The sequence below is a fragment of the Williamsia sp. M5A3_1d genome, from assembly GCF_053345315.1.
Map to the genome: position 1 here is coordinate 174,146 of NZ_JBKEZX010000004.1, position 18,678 is coordinate 192,823.

Sequence of the window (18,678 nt, forward strand, 5' to 3'; positions counted from 1 at the left end):
CTCGCCGTGAGTGACACCTAGTCTCGGTCCCGATGACCACTTCGCACCGGACTCGATCGCACCGACTCGCCGCACGACTGGGTGCGGTGGCCGTGGTCGTCGTGGCCGCCGGGACGGCGTGCTCGAATTCCGACGACGGGCCCCGCGCGGCCGCGGCGTCGTTCCTCGACGTGTTCGGCGAGCACCGCACCGATCAGGCGGCGGCCCGCACCGACTCCCCGCAGCAGGCGTCGACCGACATCGAGGCCGCCTGGTCGGGATTGCAGGCGTCGGCCATGAAGGCGACCGCGGGGCGGACCAAGGTCTCCGGCGACACCGCCACGGTCGACGTCACCTACGCCTGGACGCTCCCGCGCGCCCAGACGTGGAAGTACACGGCCACCCTCGCCATGGCCCGAGCCGACTCCGGCTGGCAGGTCCGGTGGGACTCCACCGACATCCACCCCGATCTCGGGGCGACACAACGGATGTCGGTGGAGACGATCCCCGCCCCGGTGGGTTCGGTGAACGAGTCCGACGGGTCGTCGGTGCTCGTCCCGGGAACGGTCTACCGGGTCGGGATCGACGCGTCGAGCGCCGCGGCGTCGGGATCGGTCGCCGACTCGGCCACGCAGTTGGCGTCGGTGATCGGCCGGTTCGTCCCGACGGTCAGTGCGCAGGCGATCGCCGAGGGCGCGACGGCCACCACCGGCACCTACTCCGTCGCCACCCTCGATCGTGGCCAGTTCGACCAGGTCAGCGACCTCCTCGCCGCCATCCCGGGGGTGAACAGCACCGACCTCGCCGATCTCGTGCCCACCGACCCGGGCTTCGCGCCCGATCTGCTCGGACAGGTCAAGAAGCAGGTCGCCAGCGACCTCGACGGCAAGGCCGGATGGCGGGTGTTGTCGCTCAACGCCAACGGCGCCACCGCGGGCGTCCTCGCCGAGGTCGACCCCGCGCCGTCACCGTCGGTGTCGATCAGCCTGTCGCGCAGCGTCCAACAGGCCGCGCAACGAGCCGTCGACGCCGCCTCGCGGTTCCAGACGATGATGGTGGTGATCCAACCGTCGACCGGACGTCTGTTGGCCGTCGCGCAGAACAAGCTCGCTGACGCCAACGGGCCGCTCGCCACGATCGGTCAGTACCCGCCCGGGTCGACGTTCAAGATGGTCACCTCCGCCGCGGCGATCGGCACGGGCCTGTCGACGCCGACGACCACCGTGGGATGTCCCGGCGCGGTGACGATCGGGGAGCGCACCATCCCCAACTACGACAACTTCTCCCTCGGCGACGTGTCGATGCTGCAGGCGTTCGCCAAGTCGTGCAACACCACCTTCGCCAAGCTGGCCAGCGAGATGGGGCCGTCGGATCTGGCCAACGCCGCGGCATCGATGGGGATCGGTACCCGCTACGACGTGCCCGGCATCCCGGTCGACTCGGGCTCGGTACCGATCGCCCCGGAACTGATCTCCCGCACCGAGGACGGGTTCGGTCAGGGCAAGGTGCTCACCAGCCCGTTCGGTCTGGCGCTGGTCGCGGCGACCGTGGCCCACGGCTCCACCCCGGTCCCGCAGCTCATCCTCGACCGCGCGACCACGGTGTCGGGTCCCCACCCGACCATCAGCCCCGCGGTGATCCGGCAGCTGCGGCCGATGATGCGCGCGGTGGTCGTCGACGGCACCGCCGACCGCATCAAAGACCAGGGCGAGGTCTACGGCAAGACCGGTGAGGCCGAGGTCCCCGGCGGCTCGCACGCATGGTTCGCCGGGTACCGCGGCGACCTCGCCTTCGCGACCCTGGTGGTGCTGGGCGCGAGTTCGGACAACGCCGTCGCGGTGACCCGTGACTTCTTCACCGCCCTGCCGCCCGACTTCCTCGACTGACAGCGCGACCCGACCGCGCCCCCCGGCCCGATACGATGGTCGCCATGTCCGTACGCACTGCTCTGCAGCCCGGGGTTGTCTCACCGACCCTGCCGGTGCCGCCGTCGATCCCGCGACCGGAGTATGCGTGGCGCGCCACGGTGAACGAGGGCCACGAGCCGTGGGTGCAGACCCCGGAGACCATCGAGAAGATGCGTGTCGCGGGTCGGATCGCGGCCGACGCACTGGCCGAGGCCGGCAAGGCCGTCGCGCCGGGTGTCACCACCGATCAGCTCGACCGGATCGCCCACGAGTACATGATCGATCACGGCGCCTACCCCTCCACGCTCGGCTATCGCGGGTTCCCGAAGTCCTGCTGCACCTCGCTGAACGAGGTGATCTGCCACGGCATCCCCGACTCGACGGTCATCTCCGACGGCGACATCGTCAACATCGACGTCACCGCCTACATCGACGGCGTGCACGGCGACACCAACGCGACCTTCCTCGCCGGCGACGTCAGTCAGGAACACGCCGACCTCGTCGAGCGCACGCACACCGCCACCATGCGGGCCATCAAGGCCGTCCGGCCCGGACGTGAGCTCAACGTCGTCGGGCGCGTGATCGAGGCCTACGCGAACCGATTCGGCTATTCGGTGGTACGCGACTTCACCGGCCACGGGATCGGCGAGACCTTCCACAACGGACTCATCGTCCTGCACTACGACCAGCCGAACGTCGACACGGTGATGGAACCGGGGATGGTGTTCACGATCGAGCCGATGATCAACCTCGGCGGATTGGCGTGGGACATGTGGGACGACGACTGGACGGTGGTCACCCGCGACAAGAAGTGGACCGCCCAGTTCGAGCACACCCTGGTCGTCACCGACAGCGGCGCCGAGATCCTCACCCTGCCCTCGGAGTAGTGCGCCGGTGAGCGGTGCACTTCTGATCGGCGGCACCAGTTCCGATGCGGGCAAGAGTCTCCTCGTGGCGGGGCTCTGCCGTGTCCTGCACCGCCGGGGCCTCTCGGTCGCGCCGTTCAAGGCGCAGAACATGTCGAACAACTCCGTCGTCACCGCCGACGGTGGTGAGATCGGTCGCGCCCAGGGGATGCAGGCGTTCGCCTGCGGACTCGCCCCGTCCACACGGTTCAACCCGGTGCTGCTCAAACCCGGCAGCGACCGCCGGTCCCAGGTCGTGGTCCGCGGCGTCGCCGACGGGTGGATCACCGCGACCGACTACCACTCGCGCCGGGCGGCCCTCGCCGACGTCGTCGCATCCGAACTCGATTCGCTGCGTCGCGATGTCGACGTCGTCGTATGCGAGGGTGCCGGGTCGATCGCCGAGATCAACCTGCGCGCCACCGACATCGCCAACATGGGGCTCGCGGCGGCCGCTGACATCCCGGTGGTCGTCGTCGGCGACATCGACCGCGGGGGAGTGCTGGCACACCTGCTCGGCAGCGTCGCCGCCCTCCCGCCGGACGATCAGTCGCGGGTCGCCGGCTTCGTGATCAACAAGTTCCGCGGCGCGCAGTCGATCCTCGACCCGGGACTGCGTCAGCTCGAGGAGCTGTGCGGTCGCCCGACCCTCGGGGTGATCCCGTGGGCCGACGACATGTGGCTCGACGCCGAGGACTCGTTGTCGTCACCGATCGGGCGGGCGATCGGTCCGTCGACTCCCGCGCTGGGGACCCAACGCCTCACCGTTGCCGCCGTCCGACTCCCGCGTCTGTCGAACTCGACCGACCTCGAGGCGCTCGCGTGCGAACCGGGCGTCGACGTCCGCTGGGTCGATGACATGGCCTCGGTGGCCGCAGCCGATCTGGTGGTGCTACCCGGTACCCGCGCCACCGTCTCCGATCTCGCCTGGCTCCGCGCTCGCGGACTCGACACCGCGCTGACCGAGCGGGCCGCTCGCGGCCGCCCGATCGTCGGTGTGTGCGGCGGCTACCAGATGCTCGCGCGACGCATCGACGACACGGTCGAGTCCGGGGGCGGCGTCGTCGACGGACTCGGGCTACTCGACATCGGCATCGTGTTCGCCGAGAGCAAGCTGGTCCGCGAGGTCCGCGGCCACCTCGACTCCTCCGGCGGGGAGGAGGCGATCACCGGATACGAGATCCACCACGGTCGGCTCACACACCCGACACCGCACGAGCACTGGATCGTCGACGACGAACACGGGCCCGAGGGCAGCGTGGTGGGCGCGGTGTGGGGCACCCACTGGCACGGACTGCTGGCCAACGGGGTGGTACGGCGCGCACTGCTCGGCGAGGTCGCCGACAGGGTCGGCAAACCCGGATTCGTGGTGGCCCCCGACACCGATGTCGACGCCGCCCGGATGGCGCAGATCGACCGGATCGCCGACCTGATCACCGACCACGTCGACCTCGCGGCGATCGATTCGCTTCTCACAGCGGGGGTGCCGCGCGACCTGCCGACGGTCACACTGGGGCTGGCGCCCGCGGGCGGCTCCGCGACGGCGGGGCGCCACGTAGGCTCGAGGTGATGAACGTCGACACGCAGATCGTGACCGTCGGTGAGCACGAGTTCACCGTCCGGGTCGGTGGCCCCGCCGCCGGCCCCGTCGTGTTGCTGCTGCACGGCTTCCCCAGCAGCGGAAGGTGTTTCGACGACGTGGTGCCCCGTCTGCACGACTCCGGACTGCGCACGGTGGTGCCCGATCAGCGCGGCTACTCCCCGGGTGCGCGACCGACCGACGTCGACGCGTACCGGCTGCCCCACCTTGTCGACGACGCCGTCGGAATCCTCGACGCCCTGGGTATCTCCTACGCGCTGGTGGTCGGACACGACTGGGGGGCGTTGGTGGCGTGGCACCTCGCCGGGCGCCATCCCGGTCGCCTCACCGGTCTCGTCGCGGTGAGCGTCGGCCACCCCGGCGCCATCTCGGGTGCGCTGGCCGACGATGACGAGCAGCGCGAACGCTCGTCTTACATACCGAAGCTGATCGATCCCTCGGCCGAGGACGGGCTCCTCGCCGACGACGCCGCGTTCCTGCGCAGCATCGTGCCCGACGACTCGGTGGCGCCGCTGCTCGAGCGCTCCGGGCTGACCGGGGCGATCAACTGGTACCGGGCGAACTTCACCGGTGACATCAAGGCGAACCTGGCCTGCCCGCCCATCGAGGTCCCGACCACCGTGGTGTGGAGCGACGGCGACACCGCTCTCGGCCGGGGACAGGCGGAGGGCAGCGGGCGGATGGTGTACTCCGACTACCGCTTCTGCGAGCTACCCGGCATCGACCACTGGATCCCGCAGAACGCGCCGGCCGCCCTGGCCAGCGAGATCGCCCTGCGGTCGGCCACCTTCTGACGCCCGCGTTACACATGAACCCGATTCGACGCGCGCGCAGGAGGTGCTGGGGATGCCCTACCTCGTCCTGATCTACGCCGTCATCATCATCGCGGTCGCCGTCGACATAGTCGTCGCCGACGGACGCACCGTGCGCGGGTTGCCCAAGATGGTGTGGGTGCTCGGCGCGATGGTGCTGCCGCTGCTCGGTCCGATCGCCTGGTTCGCATTGGGACGCCCCTCGAAGGATGACACCGAGGACGGCGAGCGCGGCCGTCCGGCGGGGCAGACCGGGAAGCCCACCGTGGCCCCGGCGCGGTCGGCCGCCGACGAGGCCCGTGCCGCGGAGGAGTTCCGCCGCGCCGTCCGCGAACGCGCACAGGCGCAACGCCGCGCCGCGCGTGACCACGGCGGTCCCGACGCCTGAGAGTCCGCGTCGCAGATGCCACGATGACGGCATGACCTTCGACACCCTCGTCGTCGAGACCCCGTCGGGACCGATCCGCACCGAGCACACCGGCGGGCTGGTGCACGCCCGCGGTATCCGATACGCACAGGCGCGGCGATTCGAACCCTGTGTGCCGGTGCCGGCGTGGACCGACACCGTCGACGCGACCCGCCGCGGACCGGCCTGCCCGCAGTTGCCGTCGCGGATCGAGTCGGTGACCGGCCCGATGCTCACCGGACTCGATCTCGACGAGGACTGCCTGCGCGTGTCGGTGACGGCGCCGACACCCGACGGTCGCCCACGGCCGGTGATGGTGTGGCTCCACGGCGGCGCGTACGTCTCCGGCGGCGGCGAGAGCGAGAAGTACGACCCCGATGCGCTGGCCCGGGAGAACGACGTCGTCGTGGTCACCGTCACCTACCGCCTGGGGATACTCGGCTTTCTCGGGATCGACGGTGTCGCGCCCGCCAATCTCGGTGTGGGCGATCAGATCGCCGCGCTGCGCTGGGTGCGCGATTCCATCGGCGCCTTCGGAGGAGACCCCCGCGCGGTCACGGTGTTCGGTCATTCCGCCGGCGCCGACTCCATCGCCGCGCTGCTCGTCGCCGACGGCGCGCAGGGACTGTTCCATCGCGCGGTGCTGCAGAGCGCGCCGCTGGCCCTGCGCGGCGACTCGACGGCCATGTCGGCGGCGATGGGCGACGCCGCCCGCGCGGCGCTCGGCGGTGATCCCGGCGGCCTCGCGATCGACGACATCCTCGCCGCCCACACCGCCGCGCTGGCCGCCGCGAACGATTTCGGGTTCGCCTCGGGGATGGCGTTCGGCCCCCGGTACGGTGATCACCCGCTCCCGCCGCTCGCCGAGGTCGACGGTCGTCGTGGGGCGATCGCGCCCGACGTGGAGATCCTCATCGGATGGACCTCCGACGACGGCAGTCCGTTCGTCGAGGCCATCCCCCGACTCCACCGGCTCGCGCACCTTCCGGTCGTCGGGTTGACCCTGCGCAGAGTGCTCACGGCGATCGTGACGCGACGCGCGTTCTCCGGCCCGGCGACGGCGTTCGCCGCCGCGCACCGGGCCGCCGGCGGACGCGCCGTCACCTACGAGTTCACCTGGGCTGCCGAGGATTCCGCGGTCGGGTCCTGCCACAGCATCGAGATCCCGTTCCTGCTGGGGACACCGCAGGCGTGGTCGGACGCACCGATGCTGGGTGCCGACGCCGGCTCGGCGCTCGCCAACCTGGGACCGCGGATACGCCGCCGCTGGGCCGAGTTCGCCCGCGCCGGCATCGATCCAGACGGACCCGACCACGTCACCCTCGGGTGAGCCGGGTCGGCGTCAGATGTCGAGGCCGAGCAGCGCGTTCTCGAGCACCTCGGGCATGGCGGGATGGATCCAGTACTGGCCCTTGGCCATCGAGGTGGCGTCGAGCCCGAAATGCATGGCCTGGATGACCGGCTGGATCACCGTCGGCGCCTGCGGGCCGATGAGGTGCGCGCCGAGGATCCGGCCGGTGCCGCGCTCGGCGATGATCTTGCACAGGCCGGTGGTGTCCTCCATAGCCCAGCCGTACGCGACGTCGCCGTAGTCCTGCACCTTGACGGTGATGTCGAGGCCATCGGCGCGGGCCTGCTCCTCGGTCAGACCGACCGAGGCGATCTGCGGGTGGGTGAACACCGCCGCCGGCACGAACCGGTGGTCGAACTCCTCGAGGTCGTCGGCATCCCAGTCGCGCAACAGGTTCGTCTGGACCACCCGCGCCTCGTGGTTGGCGACATGCTTGAGCTGATACGGCGAGCTGACGTCGCCGAGGGTCCACACGTTCTGCGCGGCGGTGCGACCGAACTCGTCGCACTCCACGCGCCCGGCGTCGTCGAGGGAGACGCCGATCGTGTCGAGGTGCAGACCGTCTCCGTTGGGGGTCCGGCCGGTCGCGACGAGCAGCGCGTCGGTGGTGACCGACGACCCGTCGGACAACTCCACGATCACCGCACCCTCGTCGCCGATCTTCGTACCGGTCACCGAGGTCTCGAACCGCACGTCGAACCGCTTGCTCGCGATCTCGGTGAAGCGGTCGGAGATGTCGGCGTCGAGATGGCGCAACAGCTTGTCGCCGCGGGCGACGATGGTGACCTCGGTGCCCAGGGAGGCGAAGACGTGGGCGAACTCGGCGCTGATGTATCCGCCGCCGACGATCACGAGGCGCCGCGGCAGCGACGCGAGACGCATCACGTCCTCGTTGGTGTGGAACGGGGCGCTGCCCGTGGCGATCGCCTCGGGGATGAACGAGCGTGACCCCGCCGCGATCACGACCTTGCGCGCGATCACCTCGTCGCCCGCATCGGTCAGCAGGCGGTACCGGCCGTCGTCGGTGGTGCCGGCGAAGCGGACGTGGGAGTGGAACACCGAGATGTTGTCGCACCGGTCCTCCCGGTACTGCTGGCCGCCCAGCGAGATCGGGTCGATACGGCCGAACACGCGGGTGACGATGTCGCGCCATCGCACGTCGTCGATGTGGCTGTCGATGCCGTAGCGCGCGGACTCGCGGATGGTCTCGGCGACCTCACCGGCGTAGACGTACATCTTCGTCGGGATGCAGCCCACGTTCAGGCAGGTGCCCCCGTAGACCCCCTTCTCGAAGATGGCGATCGACCAGTCGTCGAAGCGGTCGTCGGGGATCGAGTTGCCGCTGCCGGAACCGATGATGGCGAGGTCGACGTCTGTCATGTGCACGCTCCTGATGGTCACGAGACGTCACGCGCGGCGCGCGACGATTCCGTGGGTGGTGGTTCGATCGAACGGCGGACCGAGAGGGTTGCGGTGTTCTCCGACAACCACCTCGACAATTCTGCGTAGGCGACCGCCCGCGGCTCCTCGCGGGAGAGGAACACGTCGTGACGGGCACCGTCGATCGGCACCGCGGTCACCCGGTTGCCCAGGCATCCGCTCCAGCGCGCGATCTGCTCGGTGTCGAGAACGGTGTCGGCGGTGTCGATCTCGGGGCGGTACGGACCGCCGAGCAGCGAGCGCGCCGACCGTAGGACCAACGACGGGACGCCGGTGTCGATTCCCCGGTGCAGCGCGGCGTGTCCGCGGCGCACGGCCGCGAGGAAACCGAACGTGACGGGGAAACCGCCGAGCGGCTTGAGCTCGAGGTCGTACTCCCACTCGCCGTGGGCACTGACGTGCAGGCTCTCGCCGTACCCGCCGGGCAGTCGGTTGGGCAGCACGCGGTACGGCGCGACCCGGGCGACCGCACGCACGAGCACGGTTCCCCAGCTGCGCAGGGCCGGCGCACCCTGCAGGTCGAACCACGGACTGTTGAGCACCTGTCCGGTGATGCGGCTGTGACGACCCGGATCGGTGGCGCGCAGCCGGTCGAGCCACAGGGCGGTGATCAACCCGCCGGTGGAGTGCGCGGCGACGACGACCGGTGTGCCCGGGGTCGCGGCGTCGATGATGTCGAGCGCCGCGTCGAGTTCGGCGTCGTAGAGCGCGAGATCGGAGATGAAGTGCGGGGTGTGCCGGGGCTGTCGTGATCGACCGCACTTGCGGAGATCGAGGGCGTAGAAGTCGTATCCGGCGTCGGCGAACGCCATGGCGAGCGGCGCCTGGAAGAAGTAGTCGGTGAAGCCGTGGACGTAGAGCACCGACGGCCGCACGGCGGTGGTGTCGGTGTCGGACTCCGACCGCAGGTGACGGACGAGTGTCGCGGTGACGGTGCCCTCCCCGTCGGGATCGGGCCCGAGATCGATGGTCAGTGCCGCGAATTCCGGTCCGAGCACGTCGGGTTCCCAGGTCTGCGCCACGCCTCGACTGTAGTGGCGGCCCCGACCCAGCCGGCGTCGCGACCGGATTTCCACCGGTGGCTTTTCCCACACCGGCTCCTCCCGGGGCATCCTGATGGGGGAGAATGGAACCATTCAACCTGCCGACCGGTAGAAGCGGTCGACGACAAGGGAGTTGAGCAGGACGTGGCCGGCGACAAGAACACACACGACAACCCAGGTACGACCAAGACCGATGTCGTGCTCATCGGCGCCGGGATCATGAGCGCCACCCTCGGCGCCCTGATCCGGCAACTGCAGCCCGACTGGTCGATCTCGGTGTTCGAGCGTCTCGACGCCGCCGCCGCGGAGAGCAGTGACCCGTGGAACAACGCGGGCACCGGACACTCGGCGCTGTGTGAGCTGAACTACACCCCGCAGGCCGCCGACGGCAGCGTCGACATCTCCAAGGCCATCACGATCAACGAGCAGTTCCAGGTGTCGCGCCAGTTCTGGGCCCACGCGATCGAGAAGGGGATCCTCGACACCCCCTCGGAGTTCATCAACCCGATCCCGCACGTGAGCTTCTGTCACGGCGAGGACGGCGTCGACTACCTGCGCAAGCGCTACGACGCGCTCGCGAGCCAGACGCTGTTCGCCGACATGGAGTACATCGACGACGACGCGCTGTTCGCCAAGAAGCTGCCGTTGATGTCGGACGGGCGTGACTTCGCCGATCCCGTCGCCCTCAACTGGTACGAGAACGGCACCGACGTCGACTTCGGCGCGCTGACCCAGAAGCTCCTCAACTCCGTCGCCGAGGGCGGCTCGGTCAACTTCGGGCACGCGGTGACCGATCTCGACAAGCAGTCCGACGGCAGCTGGATCGTCAAGGTCGTCAACCTGCGCACCAAGCGCAAGCAGAAGATCCACGCCGGGTTCGTGTTCGTCGGTGCCGGCGGCGGCGCCCTGCACCTGCTGCAGAAGTCGGGTATCGCCGAGGCACGGCAGTTCGGCGGATTCCCCGTCTCGGGCGCGTTCTTCCGCTGCACCAACCCCGAACTCATCGACGAGCACCAGGCGAAGGTCTACGGCCGTGCCGCGGTCGGTGCACCTCCGATGTCGGTGCCGCACCTCGACACCCGCGTGATCAACCACAAGCCGGGTCTGTTGTTCGGGCCCTACGCGGGATGGTCGCCGAAGTTCCTCAAGGAGGGGTCGAATCTCGACCTGCTGAAATCGATCACGCCGTTCAACGCGTTCCCGATCGCCAGCATCGCGCCGAAGGAGTTCGGCCTCCTGAAGTACCTCATCAGCGAGCTCGCGGCCGGTCCGGCCGATCGGGTCAAGACCCTGCAGGAGTTCGTCCCCCGCGCGGTGGGTGGCGACTGGGAGCTGATCACGGCAGGCCAGCGTGTGCAGGTCATCCGCAAGAAGGGGCCGGTGAACGGGGCGCTCGAGTTCGGCACCGCGGTGGTCAACTCCGCCGACGGCACCATGGCCGGACTGCTCGGTGCCTCGCCGGGCGCATCGACCGCCGTGCCCGCGATGCTCGACGTGCTCGAGCGGTGCTTCCCCCGCCACTTCGAGAGCTGGAAGCCCGCACTGACCGACATGATCCCGTCGTTCGGCCAGAAGCTGAACACGACGCCGTCGCTGTTCCGCGAGGTCTGGGACTGGACGTCGAGGGTGCTCGAACTGTCGTCCACCCCGGCCGAACAACCCGTCTCCGGCACCGACCGCCGCGTGGCGGCCCCCACGTCGGTGTGATAGTCACGACCACATGACCGCCACCGCGTCGCTGCATCGCAGCTGGGCTCTCGACCTGGACATCGCCACCTTCTACAAGATCCTGAAACTACGCGTGGACGTGTTCGTGGTGGAGCAGTCGTGCCCGTACCCCGAACTCGACGGGCTCGACCTCGCCTCCGACACCCGCCACCTGTGGCTCGAGGAGGACGGCGAGGTCGTCTGCACCCTCCGTCTGCTCGAGGAGCACGAGGACGGGAAATCGTTCCGCATCGGTCGCCTCTGCACCGATCGGGCGCACCGCGGGCAGGGACACACCACCCGTCTGCTGCGCACCGCACTCGCCGAGGTCGGTTCACACGCGTGCCGCATCCACGCGCAGACCTACCTCGTCGACATGTACGCCAAGCACGGTTTCGCGCCGGAGGGCGAGGAATACCTGCTCGACGGGATCCCGCACGTGCCGATGCGCCGCGGTGGCGGGGAGCCCTGGCAGCCGTTGTGACCCCTCGATCCGAACCGGATCCCGATCGTCACCGCACCGCCGAACCCGCCTCCGACACCCTCCGGGCGCCGTTCCCGTTCAGCGCCGTGGTCGGTCAGGAGTCGCTGAAACTCGCCCTGATCCTCTGTGCCATCTCGCCCGGGATCGGGGGCGTGCTGCTCCGCGGTGAGAAGGGCACGGCCAAGTCGACCATCGTCCGTGCGCTGGCACCGCTGCTCCCGGCCGACCCGACGACACGTGCCGCCGGGCGGGTCGTGGAACTGCCGATCGGAGCCACCGACGACCGCGTCGTCGGCTCCCTCGACGTGGCGCGCATCCTGCGCGACGGCGACGCCGCGTTCACCCCCGGACTGCTCTCGTCCGCCGACGGCGGCGTGCTCTACATCGACGAGGTCAATCTGCTCGCCGACCACCTCGTTGACCTGTTGCTCGACGCCGCCGCGATGGGGCGGGTCACCGTCGAGCGCGACTCGGTGTCCCACAGCTACGACGCGCGGTTCGTGCTCGTCGGGACGATGAACCCCGAGGAGGGCGAGCTGAGACCACAGCTGCTCGACCGGTTCGGGCTCACCGTCGCCGTGACCGCCCCCCGCGACGTGGACGAGCGTGTCGAGGTCATCACCCGACGTATGGACTACGACGCCGACCCCGCCGGGTTCGCGGCGCGGTGGGCCGATCGAGACGTCGAGACCGCCGCGGCCATCGCCGCCGCGCGCGCTGCGGTCGAGTCGGTGTCGCTGCCGGTCGCGGAGATGCGGCGCATCGCCGCGGTCTGCACCCACCTCGACGTCGACGGTCTGCGCGGCGACATCGTCGTCGCCCGGACCGCCCGCGCCCACGCCGCCTGGCGCGGTGCCTCCGAGGTCGACGAGTCCGACGTCCGCGTCGCGGTGGAACTGGCACTGCCGCACCGACGTCGGCGCGACCCCTTCGACGACACCGACATGAGCCGCGACGATCTCGACTCGGCGATGGACGCCGCCGCCGAACAGGCCGACCGCGAGCCGACGACCGATCCGGGGGGGTCACCCGAGGGCGATCCCGATCCGGACCCCGATCCCGACCCCGGACCCGGCTCGCCGCCTCCCGGGGGGTCACCACCGCCCGCAGGGCAGCAGCCGGCCGCCGACGGTCCCGCACCCGGGGGGCCGACCCAGCAGTCCGGCCCACCCGCCGAGGCGCCCGATCCGTCGGCCGCCCCTCGGGAACCGTCCCCGGCCTCGTCGGGGTCCGGTCCGCCGACGCCGACCGACCTGTCCGTCGACGACCGCCGCGGAACGTTGCGGGCCGGGGTCACCCGCATGATGCGCGTCGCCGGTGTCGGTGACGGCGACCCCGGGCGACGCTCACCCGCACGCAGCCGACGCGGCCAGGTCATCGCCTCCACCGAGACGCTGCACTCCGGTGTGCACCTCACCGCGACCGTCCTCGCCGCGGCCGGTCGCCACCACGGGGACGACCGCCCCACGAACGGACGTCTGTCGATCACCGCAGCCGATCTGCGGGGGGCGGTGCGCGTCGGGCGTGAGGGCAACCTCGTCGTGTTCGCCGTCGACCTGTCGGGATCGATGACGGCGCGACGACGCCTCGACGCGGTCAGCGGAGCCTGCGCGGCGCTGCTGCGCGACTCCTACCAGCGACGCGACCGGGTCGCCGTCGTGGTCCTGCGCGGATCGTCGGCGCAGGTGGTCGTCCCGCCGACCCGATCGGTGAGCATCGCCCTGCGCGGCTTGTCGGGCGTGCGCACCGGCGGCCGCACCCCGCTCGCCGAGGGCCTCACCGAGGCCGCCGTGCTGATCGACCGCGCCCGCCACACCGATCCGCGTCGCCGCCCCCTGTTGGTGGTGCTCACCGACGGTCGGGCCACCAGCGGCCCCGACGCGACCGGCCGCGCCGCGACCGCAGCCGATCGACTACGCCGTCGCGGCGTCGACTCGGTGGTCGTCGACTGCGAACAGGGCATCGTCCGACTCGGCCTGGCGCGTACGCTTGCCGTTCACCTCGACGCCACCCATGTCACCGTCGACGACGTCACCGCCGACGCCGTCGCCGGTGCCGTACGCCGCGCCGCCTGACCGCGAGACGTCACCGCCCGAGCCCGGCCCACCCGTGAGAGGAGAACCCGCGTGCCGCAGGGAATCCCCGCCGTCGTCCCCGACGACGGACTGACCACACGTCAACGACGCAACACCGCGTTGCTGGCCGTCCACACCGGGAACGGCAAGGGCAAATCCACCGCGGCCTTCGGGATGGCGATGCGCGCGTGGAACGCCGGCATGGACATCGGGGTGTTCCAGTTCGTCAAGAACGCGAAGTGGAAGGTCGGTGAGGAGACCGCGATGACCGCGCTCGGCGAGGTGCACGCCCGCACCGGACAGGGCGGCCCCGTCGAATGGCACAAGATGGGGTCGGGGTGGTCGTGGATCCGCCACGGCGACCAGGCTGAGGCCGATCACGCCGATCAGGCCCGCGCCGGATGGACCGAGATCGCCCGCCGCCTGCGCGCCGAGACCCACGACTTCTACGTCCTCGACGAGTTCACCTACCCGCTGGGGTGGGGATGGATCGATGTCGAGGAGGTGCTCGAGGTGCTGCGGGAGCGTCCCGGCAAACAGCATGTCGTCATCACCGGGCGCCGCGCCCCGGCCGCACTGGTCGCCGCTGCCGACCTCGTCACCGACATGACGAAGACCAAGCACCCGATGGATGCCGGCCGCAAGGGACAGCGGGGTATCGAATGGTGATCCCCGCCATCGTGATCGCCGCGCCGTCGTCGGGCAGCGGCAAGACCACCGTCGCCACCGGGCTCATCGGCGCGCTCACCCGTGCCGGCCACCGTGTGGCGCCGTTCAAGGTCGGTCCCGACTACATCGACCCCGGCTACCACGGGGTCGCGGCCGGACGCCCCGGCCGCAACCTCGACCCCAATCTCGTCGGCGCCCACCGCGTCCCCGGTCTGTTCGCCGCCGGTTCCCGCGGGTGCGACATCGCGGTGGTCGAGGGCGTCATGGGCCTGTTCGACGGACGCATCGCCGACGACATCGACGGCGGCGACGCGATGCCCGAGGGCCACGCCCACGGCTCGACCGCGCATGTCGCGTCGCTGCTCGGTGCCCCGGTGGTGCTGGTCGTCGACGCCTCCGGGCACAGCCAGACCCTTGCCGCGATCCTGCACGGACTCCGCAGCTTCGACACCGACGTCGACATCTGCGGGGTCATCCTCAACCGCGTCGGTTCGCCGCGCCACGAACACGTCCTGCGACAGGCGTGTGATCGTGTCGGGCTGCCGGTGTTCGCGGTGCTGCGCCGCGCACCGGAACTGGTGGTGCCGTCCCGCCATCTGGGGCTCATCCCCGCCGCCGAACACGGCGGCGCCGCGCAGACGGCCGTCGCGGCCATGACGGAGCTCGTCGCGGCCACCGCCGATCTGTCCGCCGTCGTCGCCGCGGCCCGCGCCCGGACACCTCGGGCTGTGAGCGCCTGGTCGGCCGACGACGAGATCGCCGACGCCCGCAGGCGACTCCGTCTGCCCGCACCCACCCGACCGGTGCGTGTCGCCGTCGCCGGGGGAGCGGCCTTCACCTTCGGCTACGCCGAACACACCGAGATGCTGGCCGCGGCCGGCGCCGAGGTCGTCACGGTCGACCCGATGCACGACCGACTGCCCCCGGGCACCGACGCCCTGATCATCGGGGGCGGTTTCCCCGAGGAACACGTCCACGCCCTGGCCGCGAACACCCCGATGCTCTCCGACGTCGCCGCGCATGCGCGCGCCGGTCGTCCGGTGCACGCCGAATGTGCTGGATTGCTCTATCTCGCACACGATCTCGATGGCCACACCATGGCGGGTGTGGTCGACGTGCGCGGTCACTTCGGCCCGAGACTGACCCTGGGGTACCGCGACGCGGTCGCGCTGAGCGATTCGGTGCTCTTCGCCGCCGGCGACCGGATCACCGGACACGAGTTCCATCGCAGCACCGTCGAGGCGATCGGTCCCGTCGATCACGCCTGGGCCTGGCGCAAGGCCGGTGTCGCCTGCCGCGACGGTGTGGCCGGCGGCTCGGTGCACGCGTCGTATCTGCATACCCACCCCGCGGGCGCCCCCGACTCGGTGGCGCGACTCGTCGCGACGGCCGCGGCGGTCGCCGAGGGTGAGGATCGTCACGCCGGTGACGTCGGTACGGTTCTGCCATGCCTGGATCAGTCCCTGACGTGACAGGGCGCGACGCGCACCCCGACGAGGAGCACTACCTCGTCGGGCTCGATCTGCGTGGCCGTCGGGTCGTGCTCATCGGCGGCGGATCGGTGGTGTCGCGACGCCTGGGCACCCTCGCCGCGAGCGGCGCCGACATCCACGTCATCGCCGTCGACCCCACGCCGACGGTGGAGTCGTTCCCCGGCATCACCGTCACCACCCGCGCCTACCGTCCGGGCGACCTCGCCGGCGCCTGGTACGCCCTGGCGTGCACCGACGACCCGCAGGTGAATGCCGAGGTCGTCGCCGAGGCCGAGGAACGTCACATCTTCTGCGTCCGCGCCGACGACGCCCGCCGCGGAACCGCGGTCACCCCGGCGTCGGTGCAGCACGACCGCCTCAACATCGGCGTCCTGGCGTCGGGCGATCACCGACGATCCGCCCGTATCCGTTCGGAGATCGCGCAGGGGCTGCTCGACGGGTCGCTGGGCACGCCGTCGCAGGGCAGCCACCCCGCGGGTGTCGCGCTCGTCGGCGGCGGACCGGGAGACCCGGAGCTGATCACCGTCCGTGGTCGCCGACTGCTCGCCGCGGCCGACGTCGTCGTCGCCGACCGTCTCGCCCCGCCCGCACTGTTGGCCGAACTCGCCCCGTGGGTGGAGATCATCGACGCGGCGAAGGTGCCCTACGGGCGGGCCATGAAGCAGGAGGCCATCAACGACGCCCTCGTCGACAACGCCCGCGCGGGCAAATTCGTCGTGCGTCTCAAGGGCGGTGACCCCTACGTCTACGGGCGCGGCTTCGAGGAACTCGCCGCGTGTGTGCAAGCAGGCATACCGGTGACGGTTGTGCCCGGCATCACCAGCGCCATCGCCGCGCCGGCGGCCGCGGGGATCCCCGTGACCCACCGCGGTGTCACCCACGAGGTGGTCGTCGTGTCCGGGCACCTGCCGCCCGGACACCCCGAATCGCTGGTCGACTGGTCGGCGCTGGGACGCCTGCGGGGCACGCTGGTGTTGATGATGGCCGTCGAACGCCTCGAACAGTTCACCGAGGCGCTGATCACCGGTGGCCGCGATCCCGGGACCCCCGTCGCCGTGATCGAACAGGGCTCGATGCCCGGGCAACGCCGGCTCACCTCCACCCTCGCCGCCGTGGCCGACGAGGCACGCGGGCAGGCGGTGAAACCGCCGGCGATCGTGGTCGTCGGCGAGGTCGCGGCCTTCGACGCCGCGAGCGGCACCCTGGGACGCGTCGGTGGCTGACGACGCGGCCGGATCGCCCCCGTCACCGTCGGATTTCCGCGCCACGACCGACGACCGGTAGCGTCGGAGGACGTGACCGCCGATTCGACGACCCGTGCGCCGAGCGTCGGGCAATCCCGTGTCTTCGGCTGGCCCATCTTCGTGCTCGGCGGCATGCAGCTGCTGGTGGTGCTCGACGGCACGGTCGCGGCGCTCGCGCTGCCCCGTATCCGTGACGCCCTCGGACTGAGCGAGTCCAGCGGCAACTGGATCATCACCGCCTATGTCATCGCCTTCGGCGGACTCATGCTGCTCGGTGGCCGCCTCGGCGACACCTTCGGGCGGCGGAAGATGTTCGTCTTCGGCGTCGCCGCGTTCACCATCACCTCACTGCTGTGCGGCCTCGCCTGGGACGAGGCGAGTCTCGTGGCCGGTCGCGCCCTGCAGGGTGCGTCGGCGGCCGTCGCCGCACCCACCGCGATGGCGCTGGTGACCACCACCTACGCCCCCGGCAAACCCCGGAGCCGGGCTTTCGCGGTGTACGCCGCGATGAGCGGCATCGGATCGGTCGCCGGACTCATCGTGGGTGGCGCGCTCACCGAGGTGTCGTGGCGGCTGGTCTTCCTGATCAACGTCCCGATCGGCCTCCTCGTGGTCGTCGGGGCCGTCGTCTTCCTCACCGAGTCGCAGGGCAGCCGCCTCGCCCTCGACGTCCCCGGCGCCGTCCTCGCGACCGCGGGCGCATCGCTGCTGGTGTTCGCCGTCAACGAGGGACCCGGCGGATGGGTGCGCCCGATCGTGCTGATCCCCGCCGTGCTCGCGATTGCGGCCTGGATCGCGTTCGTCTTCGTCGAACGCCGTGCCGTGAACCCGATCCTCCCGTTCTCGCTGTTCCGCAACGTCAGTCGCGTCGCGGCGCTGGTGTCGATCCTGTTGTCGGGCGCGATCCTCATGACGATGGCGGTCTACATCGCCCTGTTCCTGCAGGGGATCATCAAGTACACGCCGCTGCAGAGCGGTCTCGCCGTGGTGCCGTTCGCGTACGGCCTCGGTGTCGGCGCCTTCCTTGCGTCGCGTCTGGCCCAGCGGGTGCAGTGCCGGTGGATCGTCGTCGTCGGCGGCGCATGCATCCTCGGTGGCTGTCTCTACGCGGCCAGTATCGCGACGTCGTCGCCGAGCTACTTCCCGTCGATCTTCGTGCCCGTCATCGTCATCGGTTTCGGTGTCGGCGTGGCATCGATCCCACTCACCCTCGCCGCGGTCGCCGGCGTCGGCGTCAACGAGGTCGGCCCCGTCACCGCGATGGTGCAGGTCGGCCAGAACCTCGGCGGCGGTATCGGTCTGGTGATCGTCGGCGCGATCGTCACCTCGCGGACCCTGTCGTTGGGCGGCACCACCGCTCCCGTCGTGGACATGAACCCCGCCCAGCTCGACGCCCTGGCCAACGGCTACGGTCTCGCGTTCATCTGCGCCTCGGGGATCGCGGTGCTCACCGGCCTGGTGGTGCTGTTCATGCGCTTCACCGTCGACGAGGTCGCCGAGGGGCAGTTGGCACAGAAGGCCGCCAACGAAGGCGGCCCGGTCGAGACCACCGCCTGACCTTCT

General features: G+C 70.7%; 15 protein-coding genes. 13 read left to right on the top strand and 2 right to left on the bottom strand.

Features of this window, described 5'->3' with window-relative positions; all coding sequences use genetic code 11:
• Positions 1–32: 32 nt before the first annotated feature.
• From ACLBW1_RS17720 to ACLBW1_RS17745, 6 genes are read left to right on the top strand one after another with little or no spacing between them, the layout of a single operon-like run.
• Positions 33–1,865, top strand: a complete 1,833-nt coding sequence (locus ACLBW1_RS17720; protein ID WP_447813129.1) for a penicillin-binding transpeptidase domain-containing protein — start codon at positions 33–35, stop codon at positions 1,863–1,865.
• 44 nt (positions 1,866–1,909) lie between these two features.
• Positions 1,910–2,773, top strand: a complete 864-nt coding sequence (gene map / locus ACLBW1_RS17725; protein WP_447813130.1) for a type I methionyl aminopeptidase — start codon at positions 1,910–1,912, stop codon at positions 2,771–2,773.
• Positions 2,774–2,780: 7 nt separating this feature from the next.
• Entirely contained in the window at positions 2,781–4,361 is a 1,581-nt protein-coding gene (locus ACLBW1_RS17730; RefSeq protein WP_447813131.1) for a cobyric acid synthase, read from the top strand.
• Complete coding sequence (locus ACLBW1_RS17735) at positions 4,361–5,185, top strand: alpha/beta fold hydrolase (protein ID WP_447813132.1); 825 nt, start codon at positions 4,361–4,363, stop codon at positions 5,183–5,185. The genes ACLBW1_RS17730 and ACLBW1_RS17735 overlap by 1 nt, the downstream gene beginning before the upstream one ends.
• A gap of 52 nt (positions 5,186–5,237) precedes the next feature.
• Complete coding sequence (locus tag ACLBW1_RS17740; RefSeq protein WP_447813133.1) at positions 5,238–5,591, top strand: PLD nuclease N-terminal domain-containing protein; 354 nt, start codon at positions 5,238–5,240, stop codon at positions 5,589–5,591.
• Positions 5,592–5,622: 31 nt separating this feature from the next.
• Positions 5,623–6,939 (top strand): carboxylesterase family protein, encoded by a 1,317-nt coding sequence (locus tag ACLBW1_RS17745; RefSeq protein ID WP_447813134.1) that lies wholly within the window; start codon positions 5,623–5,625, stop codon positions 6,937–6,939.
• A 12-nt stretch (positions 6,940–6,951) separates the two neighbouring features.
• On the opposite strand, the gene mtr is transcribed toward ACLBW1_RS17745, so the two are convergent.
• Both mtr and ACLBW1_RS17755 read right to left on the bottom strand, forming a co-directional pair.
• Positions 6,952–8,340, bottom strand: coding sequence for a mycothione reductase (mtr, locus tag ACLBW1_RS17750; RefSeq protein ID WP_447813135.1), 1,389 nt, complete (start codon positions 8,338–8,340; stop codon positions 6,952–6,954).
• Between the two features lie 17 nt (positions 8,341–8,357).
• Positions 8,358–9,422: an alpha/beta hydrolase gene (locus ACLBW1_RS17755; RefSeq protein WP_447813136.1), complete on the bottom strand. Its 1,065-nt coding sequence runs from the start codon at positions 9,420–9,422 to the stop codon at positions 8,358–8,360.
• A 165-nt stretch (positions 9,423–9,587) separates the two neighbouring features.
• On the opposite strand from ACLBW1_RS17755, the gene mqo reads away from it, so the two are divergent.
• The 7 genes from mqo to ACLBW1_RS17790 all read left to right on the top strand — a co-directional run bounded on the left by mqo (position 9,588) and on the right by ACLBW1_RS17790 (position 18,672).
• A complete protein-coding gene (gene mqo, locus ACLBW1_RS17760; RefSeq protein WP_447813137.1) occupies positions 9,588–11,150 on the top strand; it encodes a malate dehydrogenase (quinone) in 1,563 nt (520 codons plus the stop codon).
• 13 nt (positions 11,151–11,163) lie between these two features.
• The gene (locus tag ACLBW1_RS17765) at positions 11,164–11,634 is read left to right on the top strand and encodes a GNAT family N-acetyltransferase (protein WP_447813138.1); all 471 of its coding nucleotides are present in this window, start codon (positions 11,164–11,166) and stop codon (positions 11,632–11,634) included.
• Positions 11,631–13,709, top strand: coding sequence for a VWA domain-containing protein (locus ACLBW1_RS17770; protein ID WP_447813139.1), 2,079 nt, complete (start codon positions 11,631–11,633; stop codon positions 13,707–13,709). Before ACLBW1_RS17765 ends, ACLBW1_RS17770 begins: the two co-directional genes overlap by 4 nt.
• Positions 13,710–13,760: 51 nt before the next feature.
• Complete coding sequence (gene cobO, locus ACLBW1_RS17775; RefSeq protein ID WP_447813140.1) at positions 13,761–14,378, top strand: cob(I)yrinic acid a,c-diamide adenosyltransferase; 618 nt, start codon at positions 13,761–13,763, stop codon at positions 14,376–14,378.
• Positions 14,372–15,850 (top strand): cobyrinate a,c-diamide synthase, encoded by a 1,479-nt coding sequence (locus ACLBW1_RS17780; RefSeq protein WP_447813141.1) that lies wholly within the window; start codon positions 14,372–14,374, stop codon positions 15,848–15,850. Before cobO ends, ACLBW1_RS17780 begins: the two co-directional genes overlap by 7 nt.
• Positions 15,826–17,094, top strand: coding sequence for a uroporphyrinogen-III C-methyltransferase (cobA, locus tag ACLBW1_RS17785; protein ID WP_447813142.1), 1,269 nt, complete (start codon positions 15,826–15,828; stop codon positions 17,092–17,094). The genes ACLBW1_RS17780 and cobA overlap by 25 nt, the downstream gene beginning before the upstream one ends.
• A 153-nt stretch (positions 17,095–17,247) precedes the next feature.
• Positions 17,248–18,672: an MFS transporter gene (locus ACLBW1_RS17790; RefSeq protein WP_447813607.1), complete on the top strand. Its 1,425-nt coding sequence runs from the start codon at positions 17,248–17,250 to the stop codon at positions 18,670–18,672.
• Positions 18,673–18,678: the final 6 nt, after the last annotated feature.